The organism is Pseudomonas entomophila (genome assembly GCF_023277925.1).
Taxonomy (GTDB): domain Bacteria; phylum Pseudomonadota; class Gammaproteobacteria; order Pseudomonadales; family Pseudomonadaceae; genus Aquipseudomonas; species Aquipseudomonas entomophila_D.
Map to the genome: position 1 here is coordinate 2,891,535 of NZ_CP063832.1, position 17,223 is coordinate 2,908,757.

Sequence of the window (17,223 nt, forward strand, 5' to 3'; positions counted from 1 at the left end):
CTATCAGCAAATGCGACGGGTGAATGTGCCACCCGGACAAAATGTGTATCAGCGCATGAAGCGGTTACAGACGCAAGCGCCCACCACGCCGCCGCGCCATGGCCAGCCCATGGGGAATGAGGCTGGAGCGGGTATGGGCATGGCAAAGGGCGATGGCCAGGGCGTCGGAGGCGTCGACCTGTGGCTTTTGCGTCAGCTTGAGCAGATGCATGACCATCATCATCACCTGCTCCTTGTTGGCGCCACCGGTGCCCGCCACCGCCTGCTTGACCTGGCTGGCCGAGTACTCTGCGATTTCCAGGCCGGCTTCGGCGGCGGCGACGATCGCCGCGCCCCGCGCCTGGCCGAGCTTGAGCGCCGAATCGGCGTTACGTGCCATGAACACTCGTTCGATACCCATGGTCACGGGGCCGTGCTGGCGGATGATTTCGCTCACGCCACGAAAGACGATCTGCAGACGCTCATGCAGTTCGCCACCACCGGTGCGAATGCAGCCCGAGGCCACATATTCACAGCCCCGCGCGGTCTGGCGGACCACGCCGAAACCGGTGATGCGCGAACCGGGGTCGATACCAAGAATCAGAGTCATAACGCCTGCAATACGAGTGCAATTTGTACCGGCCTATTCGCGGGCAAGCCCGCTCCTGCAGGGACTCACCGCTCACCTGAGCGGCGATACACCTGTGGGAGCGGGCTTGCCCGCGAATAGATTGTCCAGGTTAACGACAACCTTAGCCCAGCGCTTCCATGATCTCGTCGGAGATCTGCGCATTGGAATAGACGTTCTGCACGTCATCCAGGTCCTCGAGCATGTCGATCAGCTTGAGCACCTTCTCGGCACCGTCCTGATCCAGTTCGGCGCTGGTGGTCGGCTGCATCACGATCTCGGCGTCCGAAGCCTTGAAACCGCCCTCTTCCAGCGCATTACGCACCGCGTAGAAGCTGCTGAAGGAGGTGAAGACGTCGAAAGAACCATCATCGTTGGCGACCACGTCGTCGGCGCCAGCCTCCAGGGCCGCCTCCATCAGGGCGTCTTCCCCCACCTTCAGTTCCGCGGCGAAGCTGATCTGCCCCTTGCGCTCGAACAGGTAGGCCACCGAACCGTCGGTACCCAGGTTGCCGCCACACTTGGTGAAGGCATGACGAACGGCAGCCGCGGTGCGGTTGCGGTTGTCGGTCATGGCTTCGACCATGATCGCCACGCCGCCCGGGCCGTAACCTTCGTAGCTCAGCTCTTCGACGTTGTCGCTTTCGTTGGTCCCGGCACCGCGGGCAACCGCGCGATCAATGATGTCGCGACTCATGTTGGCACCCAGCGCCTTGTCCAGGGCCAGGCGCAGGCGTGGGTTGGAGGCCGGGTCACCACCACCCTGCTTGGCGGCGACGGTCAGCTCGCGGATCCACTTGGTGAAGATCTTGCCTCTCTTGGCATCCTGGCGCTCTTTGCGGTGCTTGATGTTCGCCCACTTGGAATGACCGGCCATAACGACTCCAAATCCTTGAAACAGAAACAGGTTCCGCCCCGAAGGGCGGAACGCGAAAAATCCTGCGCATCAGCGCGGGGGCACCCCGCTACCAGGGTGCCCCGGCCGATTACTCGACCTTGGTCTGCTCGCGCAGACGGATGTGCAACTCGCGCAGGGCCTTGGCGTCGACCAGGCCAGGGGCCTGGGTCATGACGCACGCGGCGCTCTGGGTTTTCGGGAAAGCGATCACTTCACGAATCGACTGGGCGCCGGTCATCAGCATGACCAGGCGGTCCAGGCCGAAGGCCAGGCCACCGTGAGGTGGTGCGCCGAACTTCAGGGCGTCGAGCAGGAAGCCGAACTTCTCTTCCTGTTCCGCAGCCTCGATACCCAGCAGGCGGAACACCGCTTGCTGCATTTCTTTGCGGTGGATACGGATCGAACCACCACCCAGCTCGGTGCCGTTCAGCACCATGTCGTAGGCACGGGACAGCGCGGTGGCCGGATTGGCCTCAAGCTCTTCCGGGGTGCACTTCGGAGCAGTGAACGGGTGGTGCAGCGCGGTGAAGCTGCCGTCTTCGTTCTCTTCGAACATCGGGAAGTCGACGACCCACATCGGTGCCCACTCGCAGGTCAGCAGCTCGAAGTCGTGGCCCAGGCGGATACGCAGCGCGCCCAAGGCTTCGCTGACAACCTTGAACTTGTCGGCACCGAAGAACACGATGTCGCCATCGACCGCGCCAACGCGGTCGAGGATGTTGTTGAGGTTGGCTTCGGGGATGTTCTTGACGATCGGCGACTGCAGGCCTTCGACGCCCTTGGCGCGCTCATTGACCTTGATGTACGCCAGGCCCTTGGCACCGTAGATGCCGACGAACTTGGTGTACTCGTCGATCTTGCTGCGTGGCATGCTGGCACCGCCTGGCAGGCGCAGGGCGGTGACGCGGCACTTCGGATCGTTGGCGGGGCCGGCGAAGACCTTGAAGTCGACATCCTTCAACTGGTCGGCGACATCCACCAGTTCCAGCGGGTTACGCAGGTCTGGCTTGTCGGAACCGTAGCGGCGCATGGCTTCTTCGAAGGTCATGTGCGGGAATTCGCCGAACTCCAGGTCCAGCACTTCCTTGAACAGCTTGCGGATCATGCTTTCGGTCAGGCCCATGATCTCGGACTCATCGAGGAAGCTGGTCTCGATGTCGATCTGGGTGAATTCCGGCTGGCGGTCGGCGCGCAGGTCTTCGTCACGGAAGCATTTGGCGATCTGGTAGTAGCGATCGAAGCCGGCCACCATCAACAGCTGCTTGAACAGCTGTGGCGACTGCGGCAGGGCGAAGAAGCTGCCGGCGTGGGTACGGCTCGGCACCAGGTAGTCGCGCGCGCCTTCTGGCGTGGCACGGGTGAGGATCGGCGTCTCGACATCGAGGAAGCCGTTCTCGTCGAGGAAGCGACGGATACTGCTGGTGATGCGCGAGCGCAGGCGCAGCTTGTCGGCCATTTCCGGGCGGCGCAGGTCGATGAAACGATAGCGCAGGCGGGTTTCCTCGCCGACGTCGGAGTATTCGTTCAGTGGGAACGGAGGGGTTTCTGCTTCGTTGAGTACGTTCAGCTGGTAGCCGAGGATCTCGATGGCACCGGAGGCCATATTGGTGTTCACCGCGCCTTCGGGGCGCTTGCGTACCTTGCCGGTGATCTGCACGACGTATTCGCTGCGCACGCGGTCGGCGGCGGCGAAGGTCTCGGCGCGATCCGGGTCGAACACGACCTGGGCCATGCCTTCGCGGTCACGGATGTCGAGGAAGATCACCCCGCCGTGGTCGCGGCGACGATGGACCCAGCCGCAAAGGGTGACTTCCTGGCCGTCCAGGCTCTCGTTCAGTTGGCCGCAATAATGGCTGCGCATCATGATGGTGGTTTCGCTTCTCGTGATTCGTGTGTTCGGTGGAGGTCTTGGCCGCCCAAGGGGCTAATACTGCAAGACCTGGCGGGTGCAATTCAACTCAGTCGGCCTTGTCGCCGCCTGCCAGATTCTTCTTGGCCCCGGTCTTGAAGTCGGTCTCGTACCAGCCGCTGCCGCTCAGGCGGAAACCGGGGACCGACAGCAGCTTCTTCAATGCCGGTGCCTGGCACGCCGGGCAATCGGTCAACGGCGCGGCGCTGATCTTCTGCAGCACCTCCATCCGGTGCTCGCAGGATGCACATTGATAGTCGTAAAGGGGCATGGTGTCTCTCGTCAACCACATCGCAGGCTGCCCAGGGCAGCAAAGAGCGGGATTATATATGGTTAAGCAGAGCCGTGCAGCCCGCCTGGCGATCAGTGCGCATCCGGAGCATCCTGCAGCCAGGCCACGCAGATGACGCGAACCAGGCCACTGAAATTCCTCACCCCGCCGTGACGCAAGTGCACCTCACGGTCCACATAGGACAGCACCGTACTGACCGAACAGCGGTTGGCTGCCGCGATCCGTTCCAGAATCCGCCAATACACGGCTTCAAGCCTCAGGCAGGTGGCAAAGCCATTGAGCCGCACCGAGCGCGAGACCGGCCCGGCCTGGGCCATGTCGAAATCAGCCTTGAACGGATCGATACAGGGTCGACCCGAATCCCTCCCCTGCCTCAAGCCTTCGCCCATACCGCACATCAGATTGCCCATCGCTTCGCTCCATCGCCACGAAATCACGCCCTGCCACTCATGCGACAGGGCTCCTTGCGTGCCAATGAAACGCGTTCAGGCGTCTGCGTAGCAGCGGCAAAGCCTTCCCCACAAACGAACAGGCCCAGCAACACGAAGGTTACCGGGCCCGCTTTCAACGGCCTTGTCAGGCCAGGGCAGCCATCATTTGCCGTCGAGCAACACACGTAACATCCAGGCGGTCTTTTCGTGTACCTGCATGCGCTGGGTAAGCAGGTCTGCGGTCGGCTCGTCGCTGACCTTGCCCACTACCGGGAAAATGCTCCGCGCGGTGCGCACCACCGCCTCCTGGCCCTGAACCAGTTGGCGGATCATCTCATCGGCCGGCGGCACCCCCTCCTCCTCCTTGATCGACGAATGACGGGCATAGAAGGCATAGGAGCCGGGTGCCGGGAAGCCCAGGGCGCGAATGCGCTCGGCGATGGAATCGACGGCCAGGGCCAGCTCGTTGTACTGCTCCTCGAACATCAGGTGCAGGGTACGAAACGCGGGGCCGGTGACGTTCCAGTGGAAGTTGTGGGTTTTCAGATACAACACGTATGTGTCCGACAGTAGCCGCGACAGCCCTTCAACGATGGACTTGCGATCTTCTTCACTGATACCGATATCGATTGCCATGAAGTTCCCCTTTCCATAAGGCTTGATTGATCAAGCGGGCCCCGGAACTGTACCAAGAGATGCGCACCAGCGCCTCACGGTTTGAGAAGCCTGCGCCTTTGCTGTTAAATAGGCAGGGTGCCACCCGTGCGGATTGTCAATGCCGGGTGCATAGGCTGGCCCGTCACGTTTTCGCGCCTACACCACACGCGCACCGTGCAGCCAGCTCATCCTGTGATCGGCCTTATCAATGTGAGCCAAACCAAATGTTCAAGATCGTCCATCTGGTGACGGGCGTGGCTGCCTTGCTGCTATCGCTCATACCCAGCCTCAGAACCGATGCGACACCCTTCCTGCAACAACCTGAAGCCGTGTACCTGGCACTGCTCGGCCTGCTCAACCTGATCCTCGCCCCGGCACTGCCGCTGTACTACAAAGGCATGCGCCAGCAGCTGCAACTGGCTGCCAGTCTCATGCTGGTGCTGGCGGTTGTCCTGCAGACCATCACCCTGCTGGCCCGCCCGGAGCTTGGCAATTTGGCGGCACTGGCCTGCGCTATGCTCGCCACTGCCCTGCATCTGGCTGCCGGTTTCGCCCGCGGCACGCGCAAGGCTCGCAGCCAGGGCACTGCGCTGGAGGCCGGCAAGCGTGATACCGGCACCGTGAAATGGTTCAACACGTCGAAAGGCTTTGGATTCATCTCCCGCGACTCCGGCGATGACATCTTCGTGCACTTTCGCGCCATCCGCGGCGAGGGCCACCGCGTGCTGGTCGAAGGCCAGCGCGTGGAGTTCTCGGTGATGCACCGCGACAAGGGCCTGCAGGCCGAAGACGTGGTCGCGGTCTCGCGCCGCTGACCACGCAACTCCACCGCACTCAGTAATGGGGCGGTGGAGGCTCCTCCCCGCCGTCGGCGTACTGGCCAACCATCTCTTCATGACGCCTGATCAGCTCGGCCACCTGCAACTGCAAGCGCTCGATCACCCGATTCTGCTCCACCACCTCGTCGTTCAACGCCTGGATGGTGTCATCCTGGAACGCCTGACGGGTTTCCAGTTCGACGATGCGCATTTCCAGCGACATGCCTCAGATCTCCTTGAAACTATCGCCAAGCAGCGCACTCATCCGCTGACGAATGCCCTCCACCTGTTCCGGCGCGTAGCCGACTGCCGGCACCTTGCCCCACACAGGCGCGGGCCAGGCGGCATCTCCATGGCGCCGAACGATGACATGCATGTGCAGTTGGCTGACCACGTTACCCAGCGTCGCGATGTTCATTTTGTCGGCGCCAAACGCGTCTTTCAGGGCCTCGGCCAGAGCAGTGGTCTCTTCCCACAGCTGGCGCTGGTCAGCCTCGTCGAGCTCGAACAGCTCGCTGACATCGGCGCGGCGCGGCACGAGGATGAACCAGGGGTAATTGGCATCCTTGCTCAGCAGCAGGCGGCACAGCGGCAAATCGCCCAGCACCAGGGAATCCTGCTGCAGGCGCGAATCGAGGGTGAACACGGCAAACCTCCTTAACAAGGCGAATCGGCCCACAACAGCCGGTGGACACGGACGTGCAAGGATACCCTGCTTCCCCTCTCGCCACACAGAAGAACGCCAACGTGGCGCATTCATGCACGATTCTGGAGCGCCCAGCACCAGGTCAACGCACGCCTGCGGTAACACTTCGCTACTTTTCGCACCAGAATGAAGCCGCCCTACCCACCACCACCACACATTCGTCACATAAAACAGGCAGGATCAACAGTTGTCGGTAACACCTTGACTTTGAAGGCAGCTTCACCAGGCACCGGGGCACACTTCATCGCTACGCTGGCTGCCAGGGAAACCCCCGTGTTTGCGGAGGTTTCAACCCTGCCCGCAAGGCAAATGTGAAAATTTCATCAACCGTTCGTAATTTTGAGCACGCTTGTTGCATTCACTCGACGCCAAGTCGGCACGACACCTGCATTGCCGGTGTACGCGACAAATAACAACAGCGGGTTAGGAATTACCAGGGAGTTTCACAAGCCCTACTTTGTGCTTACACATTAATGACGGCTTGGAAACAGCGCTGGCGTTGTACGCCCCCTTAAACCGGGACGTGATTTGCGACAGGGACATAACCATGAGCGACAAGGCCATAAAGTTACCGAAAGGTTGATTACAGCCATATCGCCAAGAATAGTCAGCGTGATATACATTTTCGCCGACATAACAAGAAAGAACTGCCCCCCATAACTAGAACACCCGGGTGCAGCGGTACTCTTCCTAAAAACCAAAGGAGCAAATCACGATGCGCGTGATGAAGTGGAGCATGATCGCCCTGGCCGTAGCGGCAGGGACCTCGCAGTTGGCTGTCGCCTCTTCGCAGGATGAATCCAAGGGCTTCGTCGAAGACAGCAAGCTGAACGTCAAGATGCGTAACCTGTACTTCAGCCGTGACTACCGGAATACCGAGTCCGCCGCCAACAAGGCAAACGGCCTGCACCACGACCAGCGCGAATGGGGCCAAGGCTTCATCGGCACCTTCGAGTCGGGCTTCACCCAAGGCACCGTCGGTGTGGGCGTGGACGCCATCGGCCTGCTCGGCCTCAAGCTCGACAGCGGCCGTGGCTACGCGCGTACCGGCCTGTTCCCTACCGGTAGCGACCAGCGCTCCCAGGACGACTACTCGAAGGGCGGTGCAGCAGTCAAATTCCGCATCTCCGACACCGTTCTGAAGGTCGGCGACCAGTTCACCGCACTGCCAGTATTCGCCACCGACGACAGCCGCCTGCTGCCTGAGACCACTCAGGGCGCCCTGATCACCAGCAATGAGATCAAAGGCCTGACCCTGCACGCCGGTCGCTTCACCAGCATGACCGCGCAAAACCAGACCTACAAGGACAGTATCAGTGACGGAGCAGGCCGCCGCGGCCTGAAAGAAGCTGATGTACTGGGTGGTTCCTACACCATCACCGATGGCCTGTCGACCAGCCTCTACTACTCCAAGGTCGAAGACTACTGGCGCAAATATTACGCCAACGTCAACTGGGCACTGCCAATCTCCGACAAGCAAGGCCTGGTGTTCGACTTCAACATCTATGACACCAAGAGCGAAGGCGCCGACCTTTATCGCGCTGCCGCCGATGGCGACAAGATCGACAACCGCGCCTACAGCTTCTCCGGCGCCTACAACATCGGCGCCCACACCTTCACCCTGGCCTACCAGAAGGTCACCGGTGATGGTGAGTACGCCTACGGCGTCGACGGTGGTGGCACCATCTTCCTGGCCAACTCGGTCGCCCGTTCCGACTTCAACGCCGAAGGCGAGAAGTCCTGGCAGGCTCGCTACGACCTGAACTTCGCCGAGTTCGGCGTGCCAGGCCTGACCTTCATGACCCGCTATGTCCGCGGCACCGGCGCCCACACCGCCGACACCAACGACGGCAAGGAATGGGAACGCGACGTAGACATCAAGTACGTCCTGCAGGAAGGCCCTGCGAAAGACCTGAGCTTCCGTGTCCGCCAGGCCACCTACCGCTCCTCCGACGCCGTGTACTCCAACTCCCTGGACGAACTGCGCCTGATCGTCGAGTACCCGCTGAGCATCCTGTAAGCCCTTGCTTGCATCGCTTTGCGTATGAAGAAGCCCGGCGATTGCCGGGCTTTTTCTTGGCTGACAGAACCGCACGACTGCTGCATTCTGTACGCTTTCGTTTCGCCCCCGTACAATGCGGGGTCATTTCACATTCAGGCAATCGACACGGCTCACCATGCGCACCAGTCAATATTTGCTCGCGACACAAAAAGAAACCCCGGCAGATGCAGTGGTCATCAGCCACCAGCTCATGCTGCGCGCCGGCATGATCCGCAAGCTCGCCTCTGGCCTGTACACCTGGCTGCCGATGGGCCTGCGGGTCATGCGCAAGGTCGAAGCCGTGGTCCGCGAGGAAATGAACGCCGCTGGCGCCCTCGAAGTACTGATGCCAAGCATCCAGCCCGCCGAGCTGTGGCAGGAATCCGGGCGCTGGGAACAGTACGGCCCCGAGCTGCTGCGCCTGAAAGACCGCCACGACCGCGACTTCTGCGTCGGCCCCACGCACGAAGAGGTCATTACCGACCTCGCGCGCAACGAGCTGTCCAGCTATAAACAGCTGCCGCTGAACATGTACCAGATCCAAACCAAGTTCCGTGACGAGATCCGTCCGCGCTTCGGCCTGATGCGCGGCCGCGAGTTCATCATGAAGGACGCCTACTCCTTCCATGCCGACCAGGCTTCCCTGCAGGAAACCTACGACCGCATGCACCAGGCCTACAGCAACATCTTCACCCGCCTGGGCCTGGACTTCCGCCCTGTGCAGGCCGACACCGGCTCCATTGGCGGCAGCTACTCCCATGAATTCCACGTGCTCGCCTCTTCCGGCGAGGACGACGTGATCTTCAGCGACAGCTCCGACTACGCCGCCAACATCGAGAAGGCCGAGGCCATTCCACGGGAAACCGTGCGCCCCGCCCCGACCGAAGAGCTGCGCCTGGTCGACACCCCGAACGCCAAGACCATCGCCGAACTGGTGGAGAACTTTGGCCTGGCGATCGAGAAGACCGTCAAGACCCTGATCGTGCACGGCGCCGAGGAAGGCAAGCTGGTCGCCCTGATCGTCCGTGGCGACCACGAGCTCAACGAGATCAAGGCCGCCAAGCTGGAACAGGTCGCCGACCCGCTGGTCATGGCCTCCGACGCTGAGCTGCGCGCCGCCATCGGTGCCGGTGCCGGCTCCCTCGGCCCGCTGAACCTGCCGCTGGAATGCATCATCGACCGCTCGGTCGCCCTGATGAGCGACTTCGGCATCGGTGCCAACATCGACGACAAGCACTACTTCGGCGTGAACTGGGAGCGCGACCTGCCGGTCCCACAAGTTGCCGACCTGCGCAACGTGGTCGAAGGCGACCCGAGCCCGGATGGCCAGGGCACCCTGGTGATCAAGCGCGGCATCGAAGTCGGCCACATCTTCCAGCTCGGCACCAAGTACAGCGAGGCGCTGAAGTGCCAGGTACTGGGTGAGAACGGCAAGCCGGTGGTGCTGTCGATGGGTTGCTACGGTATTGGTGTGTCCCGCGTGGTCGCCGCCGCCATCGAGCAGAGCTATGACGACAAAGGCATCATCTGGAACGACGCCCTGGCGCCCTTCCAGATCGCCCTGGTGCCGCTGCGCTACGAAACCGATGTGGTACGCGAAGCCACCGACAAGCTGTACGCCGAACTGACCGCCGCCGGCTTCGAAGTGCTGCTGGACGACCGCGACAAGAAGACCAGCCCCGGCATCAAGTTCGCCGACATGGAACTGATCGGCATCCCACACCGCATCGTCGTCAGCGACCGCGGCCTGGCCGATGGCAACCTGGAGTACAAGCACCGCACCGAATCGGAAGCCCAGGCGCTACCGCTCAATGAAGTGCTGAGCTTCCTGCAGGCCCGCATCCGTCGCTGATCAACCGTTGCGCGAGTGAACATGTCCAAGCGAAGTACCTATACCCTGGGGGGTGCCGCACTATGCGGCGCCCTGCTCCTCGGCGGCTGCGCCAACCAGATGTCCCAGCGCAGCGACCACGAGGAGCGTGTCGAGCGCAAACTGCTCGAACACAGCCTGCAAATCGATGTCGGTGAGCCCAAGGTGATGGAGCTTCCGCAGCGGCGTGTGCGCATTCACGAACAGAAGCGCTTCGAGGTCACCGAGTTCGAGGTGACCCGCCGTTACGACCGCTACACGCCCTACCAGCCCTGGCGGGAGATCTACGAAATCCCGCTGGGTGCGGTGGCCGTGGTTGCCGGCATCGGTGCCAACGTGGTCAATGTGTTTGCCCTGGGTAACCTGCCGGACAGCGTCACCCATGACTGGCTGAGCTATGGCGTGGCCGGGATCAACCCGTTCATGAACGCGCCCTCCAACGGTCGTGCCCAACAGAACCTGGCTGGCATCAGCGAAGTCGAGAAGGGCAAGCACGAGGAACTGGTCAACCTGCCCTGGAGCGAGCGCCTGGTCGAAGTGAAGGCCGGCAAGCTGAGCCATGAGCTGACTACCGACAGGAACGGCGTACTGCGCCTGAACCTGCTGGACAGCCCATTCTCCGAGCAGAACCTCAACCATATCGGCACCCTGCATCTACAGGTGGTCGACGAGGACAATGGCGTGCGTGGCGATGCCAGCCTGCTGGTCAGTGGCACCCTGCGCAACAAGCTGCTCGAAGCCCACGACCTGATCTTCGACGACCTGGAGGACGACGATGTCGGCCAATGGGTTCATCGGGTCAAACGCCTGTCGGAGCTGGGCCTGGAGGAAGAGGCCAGCGAACTGGAGCAGAGCCTGATCGAGCTGACCCGCAACGATCCGGAACTGCAACAAGAGTTCGTGCAATCCCTGACCAAGGCGACCGGGAGATTGGTTGCCGACCCAGGCGCGCAATAACACGAGAAGGGGCTGCCTTGCAGCCCCTCTTCTATATATCCCCGAACAACTCCAGTTGCTCATGCGCCCCACGCAGATCACGCAACCTCACCCCTACTCCCAACAACCGCACCGGCTTGCCACCACGGGCGAATGCCTGGCTGAGCAACTGCCGATAACTCTCCAGATCCCTCCCCGCCCCCGCCTGCTCCATCGTGGTCTGGCTGAAATCATGAAATTTGACCTTGACGAAGGGCTTGTCGGGCCGATAACTGCTGTCCATCCGCGCAATGCGTTCATTCAGGCTGGAAAGCAGGTCTGGCAGCTTCTCAAGGCAACTGTTCAGGTCAGGCAGGTCATGGTCATAGGTGTTCTCGACACTGACCGACTGCCGCCGACTGTCGTTTTGCACCGCACGCTCGTCAATCCCTCGCGCCAGCCCCCACAGCCGCTCGCCGAAACTGCCGAACTCGCGAACCAGCGCCAGCCTCGGCCAGTCGCGCAGCGACAAGCAGGTGTCGATCCCCAGCCGTGCGAGCTTGTCTGCCGTCACCTTGCCGACCCCATGCAATCGTGCTACCGGTAATTGCGCAACGAACGCCTCGACCTGATCCGGGGTAATGACGAACAGGCCGTTGGGCTTGCGCCAGTCACTGGCGATCTTGGCCAGGAACTTGTTCGGCGCGACGCCAGCGGAAACGGTGATGTGCAGTTGCTGGGCCACCCGTCGGCGGATGTCTTCGGCAATGCGTGTGGCGCTGCCGGCGAACCACTCGCTGTCAGTGACATCCAGATAGGCTTCGTCCAACGACAAAGGCTCGATCAGATCGGTGTAGTCCCGGAAAATCGTGTGAATTTCCCGCGAGGCTTCGCGGTAGGCCTCGAATCGCGGCTTGACGATCTCCAGGTCCGGGCACAGCTTCAAGGCATGTCCGGACGCCATCGCCGAGCGCACGCCATAGGCACGCGCCTCGTAATTGCAGGTGGCAATCACCCCGCGCTGCCCCGGCTGCCCGCCCACCGCCATCGGCCGACCGGCCAGACGCGGGTCGTCGCGCATTTCGATGGCGGCGTAAAAACAGTCACAGTCGATATGAATGATCTTGCGCAGGGACATGGACGACGGCCAGTACTGTAAATTCATACAGATGTTACCCTAGCCGCCACCCCACGAGACACCCCGCAAACGACAATCGGCCTGAAAGGCCCGCCCAGGCTGGCCCGCAGGCCGATTCGAAGCGCTAAGGGTTTGAACGAAAAAGGGTTTTCTGAAATTAACGCTTGACACAGGGAAACAAATCCGTAGAATTCGATCTCACAGGCGCGGGATGGAGCAGCCTGGTAGCTCGTCGGGCTCATAACCCGAAGGTCGTCGGTTCAAATCCGGCTCCCGCAACCAGATTCAAGAAAAGGCCACTGTTTCGACAGTGGCCTTTTTTATTGCCTCTCGAAAGCTTTTCGAAAAAATCACGCCAAATCAAAGATTAACGTTTGACATCCCATCGAAAGCCCGTAGAATGCGCACCTCTGACGCGGGATGGAGCAGCCTGGTAGCTCGTCGGGCTCATAACCCGAAGGTCGTCGGTTCAAATCCGGCTCCCGCAACCAGATTCAAGAAAGGCCACTGTTTCGACAGTGGCCTTTTTTTATGCCTCTCGAAAGCTTTTCGAAAAAACCACGCTAAATCAAAGATTAACGTTTGACATCCCATCGAAAGCCCGTAGAATGCACACCTCTGACGCGGGATGGAGCAGCCTGGTAGCTCGTCGGGCTCATAACCCGAAGGTCGTCGGTTCAAATCCGGCTCCCGCAACCATATTCGTCAGAACAAGCCCCGCCTATCGAAAGATAGCGCGGGGCTTGTTGCATCTGCCCTACCCTCTTTTCCTCGCGCTGCGCAGGCGCTATCTTCGCCAGCCCCAGCTCGCATGGCATTACGCCACCTTCCGCGCAGCTGAATGAACTATCTTTAACTATCCTGAAACAGATTAACGACACGGCCCGGAGTAATATCTGGACACGTTTTCCAAAGGGACTTTCACTTGGCCGTACCTTGCCCGCACCTCGCGCTGACCGCACGGGGTAATCCATGACCGCCCCCACTCCCGACACCCAGGCACCGCTGACTGCGGCCTTGCCGACGGCCGCCCATCGCTTGCCCTGGCTGGAGCGCCTGAGCAAGTATCGCCAGCCACTCGGGCTGGCGGTGACCCTGCTGTTGTTCGCCATGGGCCTGATCGCCTGTCGTCACCTACTGAGCGAACTGGACATCTACGCGTTGCACGACGCCATGCTCAGCGTGCCGACTCACTCGCTGGCTGGGGCATTGTTAGCCACCCTGGTCGGCTTCGTGATTCTGCTGGGTTATGAATGGTCCGCCAGCCGCTACGCAGCCGTACAACTACCGGCGCGCACGCTGGTCCTGGGTGGTTTCAGCGCGTTTGCCATCGGTAACGCCATCGGCCTGTCGATGCTCTCGGGCGGCTCGGTGCGCTACCGCTTGTACGCCCGCCAAGGGTTAGGCGCCGCAGAAGTCGCCCGCATGACTGTGTTCGCCAGCCTGTCGCTGGGTTGCGCCTTACCCCCCCTGGCCGCGCTGGCCACCCTGAGCGACCTGTCGGCGGCAGCTACTGCATTACGCTTGCCCGCACCGTTGCTCGGTGGGATCGCCGTGGCCGTCCTGGTCGTAACCACGGCCCTGGTCATTGGCCTGTATCGCCGTCGCCTGCCCGAACAACCCTTGGCGCACAGCCTGCTGGTGCAATTCGGTCGCCGTACGCTGCGTCTACCCAACGGTCGCCTCGCAGCATTGCAACTGCTGATCACGGCACTGGATGTTGCCGCCGCGGCCACCGTGCTTTACATGCTGCTACCGGAAGCACCGCCCTTTGGGGCCTTCGTGCTGGTCTACCTGCTCGCCCTCGCAGCCGGTGTACTCAGCCACGTACCGGGCGGCGTCGGGGTGTTCGAGGCGATCCTGCTGGCCGCCTTCGCCAACCAGTTGGGTGCCGCACCACTGGCTGCGGCGCTGTTGCTATACCGCCTGATCTACGTGGTCCTGCCGCTATTGGTAGCTTGCGTGCTGCTGCTGGCCAACGAAGCCCGCCGCCTGCTGTTCGCCCAGCAAGCGATCCGCGCCGCCTCCGGCCTGGCCGCCCCGGTACTGGCGATCCTGGTGTTTCTCTCCGGCGTGGTGCTGCTGTTCTCCGGTGCCACGCCAGAGATCGACAGCCGCCTGGAACACATGGGCTTCCTCATTCCACACCGCCTGATCGACGCCTCGCACTTCGGCGCCAGCCTGATCGGCGTGCTTTGCCTGCTGCTCGCCCAAGGCCTGCGTCGGCGCCTGTCAGCCGCCTGGCTGCTGACCACTGTGTTGCTGCTGGTCGGCGCCGTGCTTTCGCTGCTGAAGGGCTTCGACTGGGAAGAAGCCTCACTGATGTGCTTCACCGCCGCCCTACTCGCGCTGTTCCGCCGCTCGTTCTACCGCCCAAGCCGCCTGCTGGAACTGCCCTTCTCGCCGGTGTACCTGGTGGCCAGCGCCTGCGTGGTCGGTGCTTCGGTATGGCTGCTGCTGTTCGCCTATCAGGACGTGCCTTACACCCACAAGCTGTGGTGGCAGTTCACGCTGGACGCCGATGCGCCTCGCGGCTTGCGCGCCGCCCTGGGCAGCGCCGTGCTGCTGGTGATCGTCTCGCTTACCTGGCTGCTGCGCACCGCCCGACCGGTGATCCACCTGCCCAACGATGAAGAGCTGCAACGGGCCAACCGCGTTCTGCTGGCCTCCGATCAGCCCGACGGCGGCCTGGCCCTGACCGGCGACAAGGCGCTGCTGTTCCACCCCAGCGATAATGCCTTCCTCATGTACGCCCGCCGTGGCCGCAGCCTGGTTGCGCTGTACGACCCTATCGGCCCGGCACAGGAGCGCGCCGAGATGATCTGGCAGTTCCGCGACCTGTGCGATCTGCATCACGCTCGCCCGGTGTTCTATCAAGTGCGTGCGGAGAACCTGCCGTTCTACATGGACATCGGCCTGACCGCGATCAAGCTGGGCGAAGAGGCCCGGGTCGACCTGCGCCGCTTCGATATCGACGCCAAGGGCAAGGAGATGAAAGACCTGCGCTACACCTGGAACCGGGGTGGGCGTGATGGCCTGAGCCTGGAGATCCACGAACCCGGCCATGCGCCGCTGGCGGAGCTCAAGGAAGTCTCCGATGCCTGGCTCAGCGGCAAGAACGTACGCGAGAAGGGCTTCTCCCTCGGCCGCTTCAGCCCCGAGTACCTGCAGCATTTCAGGATTGCGCTGATCCGTTTCCAGGGCCGCCCGGTGGCCTTCGCCAACTTGCTGGAAACCCACAGCAACGAGCTGGCCAGCCTGGACCTGATGCGCGCCCATCCGGAAGCGCCGAAGCTGACCATGGAATTCATGATGGTTGGCCTGATCCTTCACTACAAGAGCCATGACTATGGCCGTTTCAGCCTGGGGATGGTCCCTCTCTCCGGCTTGCAGCCGCGCCGCGGTGCACCCTTGACCCAGCGTCTGGGCTCGATGGTGTTCCAGCGCGGCGAGCAGCTCTACAACTTCCAGGGCCTGCGGCGCTTCAAGGACAAGTTCCAGCCGGACTGGGAACCCCGCTACATGGCAGTGCCGGCCGGGTTGGACCCGCTGGTGGCACTGGCCGATACCGCCGCCCTGATCGCAGGTGGCCTGACTGGATTGGTGAAACGTTGATGATCCGACGCTATTGGTTGTATGTACTGATTCCCCTCGTCCTGGCCGCCCTGGCCGGTGGCACGGCCTTCTGGCTGTGGACCCGCCCGGCGCCCGAGGTTCGCCTGGAACAGCTGACCCTGAAGGATGGCAGCAGCCTGACCCGCGCCACTCCCGGCGTACATGCCAAGGCCCGGGTCGCCATCGGCGTGCCCCAGGAGCAGGCCTTGAGCGACAAACAGCTGCTCGACCTGAGCCAGGCCGGTGAAGCCCAGCTGGTGCAGGTGATCCTGCCTCCGGCCGACTGTACAAAACAGCAGGCCGCCATGGACGAGGCCATCAGCCAGCTGGCCGACAAACCCACCCTGGTCGCCGGCATCGGCCCAGGCGCCGCCCAGGCCTGGCGCTGGCTGGCCGCACAGAGCGACGACAAGACCCGCGCCATCTCGGTGGACTTCAGCGTCGAGCAACCAGGCTGCCAGGCCGCCCTGCCCAAGGCCGCCGCCCATGGCCACTGGAACGTCGCCTGGAACGACAACCCGGACGACGCCAGCGCCGCCTTCGTGCGTGACCAGGCCAACGCCGAGACCAGCATCGCCGACTACGACATCCACCTGCCGCAGGTGCTCAAGGCCCAACTGACCCAGGCCCTGGTTGGCCAGGACGGCAATGCCCTGGCCATCCCGGTGGTGGAAGTCCCGGCCGGCCAGACTACCGACACCGTCACCCTGTTCCTCTCCGGTGACGGAGGCTGGCGCGACCTGGACCGTGATGTAGCCGGCGAAATGGCCAAGCTCGGCTTCCCGGTGGTGGGCATCGACACGCTGCGCTACTACTGGCAGCACAAAACCCCGGAACAGAGCGCCGCCGACCTGTCCGAACTGATGCAGCACTACCGCCAGAAGTGGGGCACCAAACGCTTCGTGCTGACCGGCTACTCGTTCGGTGCCGACGTGCTGCCGGCCATCTACAACCGTCTCTCCGCGGAAGACCAGAAGCGCATCGACGCCGTGATCCTGCTGGCATTCGCCCGCAGCGGCAGCTTCGAAATCGAAGTCGAGGGCTGGCTGGGCAAGGAAGGCCAGGAAGCACCCACCGGGCCGGAAATGGCCAAGTTGCCGGCTTCGAAGGTGGTGTGCATCTATGGCGTGGAGGAAACCGACGAAAGCGGCTGCACCGACAAGACTGCGGTGGGCGAGCGCATGAAGCTGCCAGGCGGCCATCACTTCGACGAAAACTATCCGGCACTGGCCAAGCGCCTGATCGACGAGATCGAGACGCGCCAGGGGAAGTCCAGCGTCGCTGAAAAGTGACATGAAAATGGGGCCGCTTGCGGCCCCTTTTGCT

The 17,223-nt window shown here is 62.3% G+C and carries 15 protein-coding genes and 3 tRNA genes; 9 read left to right on the top strand and 9 right to left on the bottom strand.

Going from position 1 to position 17,223, the window contains the following annotated elements; all coding sequences use genetic code 11:
- Positions 1–64: 64 nt before the first annotated feature.
- From ruvC to IM733_RS12645, 6 genes are all read right to left on the bottom strand, one after another.
- Positions 65–589, bottom strand: coding sequence for a crossover junction endodeoxyribonuclease RuvC (ruvC, locus tag IM733_RS12620; protein WP_248917005.1), 525 nt, complete (start codon positions 587–589; stop codon positions 65–67).
- 142 nt (positions 590–731) lie between these two features.
- A complete protein-coding gene (locus IM733_RS12625) occupies positions 732–1,484 on the bottom strand; it encodes a YebC/PmpR family DNA-binding transcriptional regulator (RefSeq protein ID WP_248917006.1) in 753 nt (250 codons plus the stop codon).
- Positions 1,485–1,593: 109 nt separating this feature from the next.
- Positions 1,594–3,369, bottom strand: coding sequence for an aspartate--tRNA ligase (gene aspS, locus IM733_RS12630; RefSeq protein ID WP_011535162.1), 1,776 nt, complete (start codon positions 3,367–3,369; stop codon positions 1,594–1,596).
- Positions 3,370–3,463: 94 nt separating this feature from the next.
- Positions 3,464–3,685 carry an FmdB family zinc ribbon protein gene (locus IM733_RS12635; protein ID WP_248917007.1) on the bottom strand — a complete coding sequence of 74 codons (222 nt, stop codon included), beginning with the start codon at positions 3,683–3,685 and terminating at the stop codon, positions 3,464–3,466.
- 92 nt (positions 3,686–3,777) lie between these two features.
- A complete protein-coding gene (locus IM733_RS12640; RefSeq protein WP_248921169.1) occupies positions 3,778–4,104 on the bottom strand; it encodes a ribbon-helix-helix domain-containing protein in 327 nt (108 codons plus the stop codon).
- Positions 4,105–4,299: 195 nt separating this feature from the next.
- On the bottom strand, positions 4,300–4,773 hold the full coding sequence (locus tag IM733_RS12645) for a Dps family protein (RefSeq protein WP_248917008.1): 474 nt from the start codon (positions 4,771–4,773) through the stop codon (positions 4,300–4,302).
- 245 nt (positions 4,774–5,018) lie between these two features.
- On the opposite strand from IM733_RS12645, the gene IM733_RS25560 reads away from it, so the two are divergent.
- Positions 5,019–5,609 (top strand): cold shock domain-containing protein membrane protein, encoded by a 591-nt coding sequence (locus tag IM733_RS25560; RefSeq protein WP_283107459.1) that lies wholly within the window; start codon positions 5,019–5,021, stop codon positions 5,607–5,609.
- Positions 5,610–5,628: 19 nt separating this feature from the next.
- Here the strand turns inward: IM733_RS25560 and IM733_RS12655 are convergent, their stop codons facing one another.
- Entirely contained in the window at positions 5,629–5,835 is a 207-nt protein-coding gene (locus IM733_RS12655; protein ID WP_248917009.1) for a SlyX family protein, read from the bottom strand.
- 3 nt (positions 5,836–5,838) lie between these two features.
- Positions 5,839–6,258, bottom strand: coding sequence for an HIT family protein (locus tag IM733_RS12660; RefSeq protein ID WP_248917010.1), 420 nt, complete (start codon positions 6,256–6,258; stop codon positions 5,839–5,841).
- 775 nt (positions 6,259–7,033) lie between these two features.
- Between IM733_RS12660 and IM733_RS12665 the strand changes: the two genes are divergently transcribed.
- The 3 genes from IM733_RS12665 (at position 7,034) to IM733_RS12675 (ending at position 11,186) form a co-directional block, all read left to right on the top strand.
- The gene (locus IM733_RS12665) at positions 7,034–8,338 is read left to right on the top strand and encodes an OprD family porin (protein ID WP_248917011.1); all 1,305 of its coding nucleotides are present in this window, start codon (positions 7,034–7,036) and stop codon (positions 8,336–8,338) included.
- Positions 8,339–8,495: 157 nt separating this feature from the next.
- Entirely contained in the window at positions 8,496–10,211 is a 1,716-nt protein-coding gene (locus IM733_RS12670) for a proline--tRNA ligase (protein ID WP_248917012.1), read from the top strand.
- Positions 10,212–10,232: 21 nt separating this feature from the next.
- Positions 10,233–11,186: a hypothetical protein gene (locus IM733_RS12675; RefSeq protein WP_248917013.1), complete on the top strand. Its 954-nt coding sequence runs from the start codon at positions 10,233–10,235 to the stop codon at positions 11,184–11,186.
- 31 nt (positions 11,187–11,217) lie between these two features.
- On the opposite strand, the gene dinB is transcribed toward IM733_RS12675, so the two are convergent.
- Complete coding sequence (gene dinB, locus IM733_RS12680) at positions 11,218–12,276, bottom strand: DNA polymerase IV (RefSeq protein ID WP_248921170.1); 1,059 nt, start codon at positions 12,274–12,276, stop codon at positions 11,218–11,220.
- A 211-nt stretch (positions 12,277–12,487) separates the two neighbouring features.
- On the opposite strand from dinB, the gene IM733_RS12685 reads away from it, so the two are divergent.
- The 5 genes from IM733_RS12685 to IM733_RS12705 all read left to right on the top strand — a co-directional run bounded on the left by IM733_RS12685 (position 12,488) and on the right by IM733_RS12705 (position 17,189).
- Positions 12,488–12,564, top strand: a tRNA-Met gene (locus tag IM733_RS12685).
- A gap of 132 nt (positions 12,565–12,696) precedes the next feature.
- Positions 12,697–12,773 (top strand) — tRNA-Met (locus tag IM733_RS12690).
- A 131-nt stretch (positions 12,774–12,904) separates the two neighbouring features.
- A tRNA-Met gene (locus tag IM733_RS12695) sits at positions 12,905–12,981 on the top strand.
- Positions 12,982–13,254: 273 nt separating this feature from the next.
- Positions 13,255–15,897: a bifunctional lysylphosphatidylglycerol flippase/synthetase MprF gene (mprF, locus tag IM733_RS12700; protein ID WP_248917014.1), complete on the top strand. Its 2,643-nt coding sequence runs from the start codon at positions 13,255–13,257 to the stop codon at positions 15,895–15,897.
- Positions 15,897–17,189: a virulence factor family protein gene (locus IM733_RS12705; RefSeq protein WP_248917015.1), complete on the top strand. Its 1,293-nt coding sequence runs from the start codon at positions 15,897–15,899 to the stop codon at positions 17,187–17,189. The genes mprF and IM733_RS12705 overlap by 1 nt, the downstream gene beginning before the upstream one ends.
- The last annotated feature ends 34 nt before the right edge of the window (positions 17,190–17,223 follow it).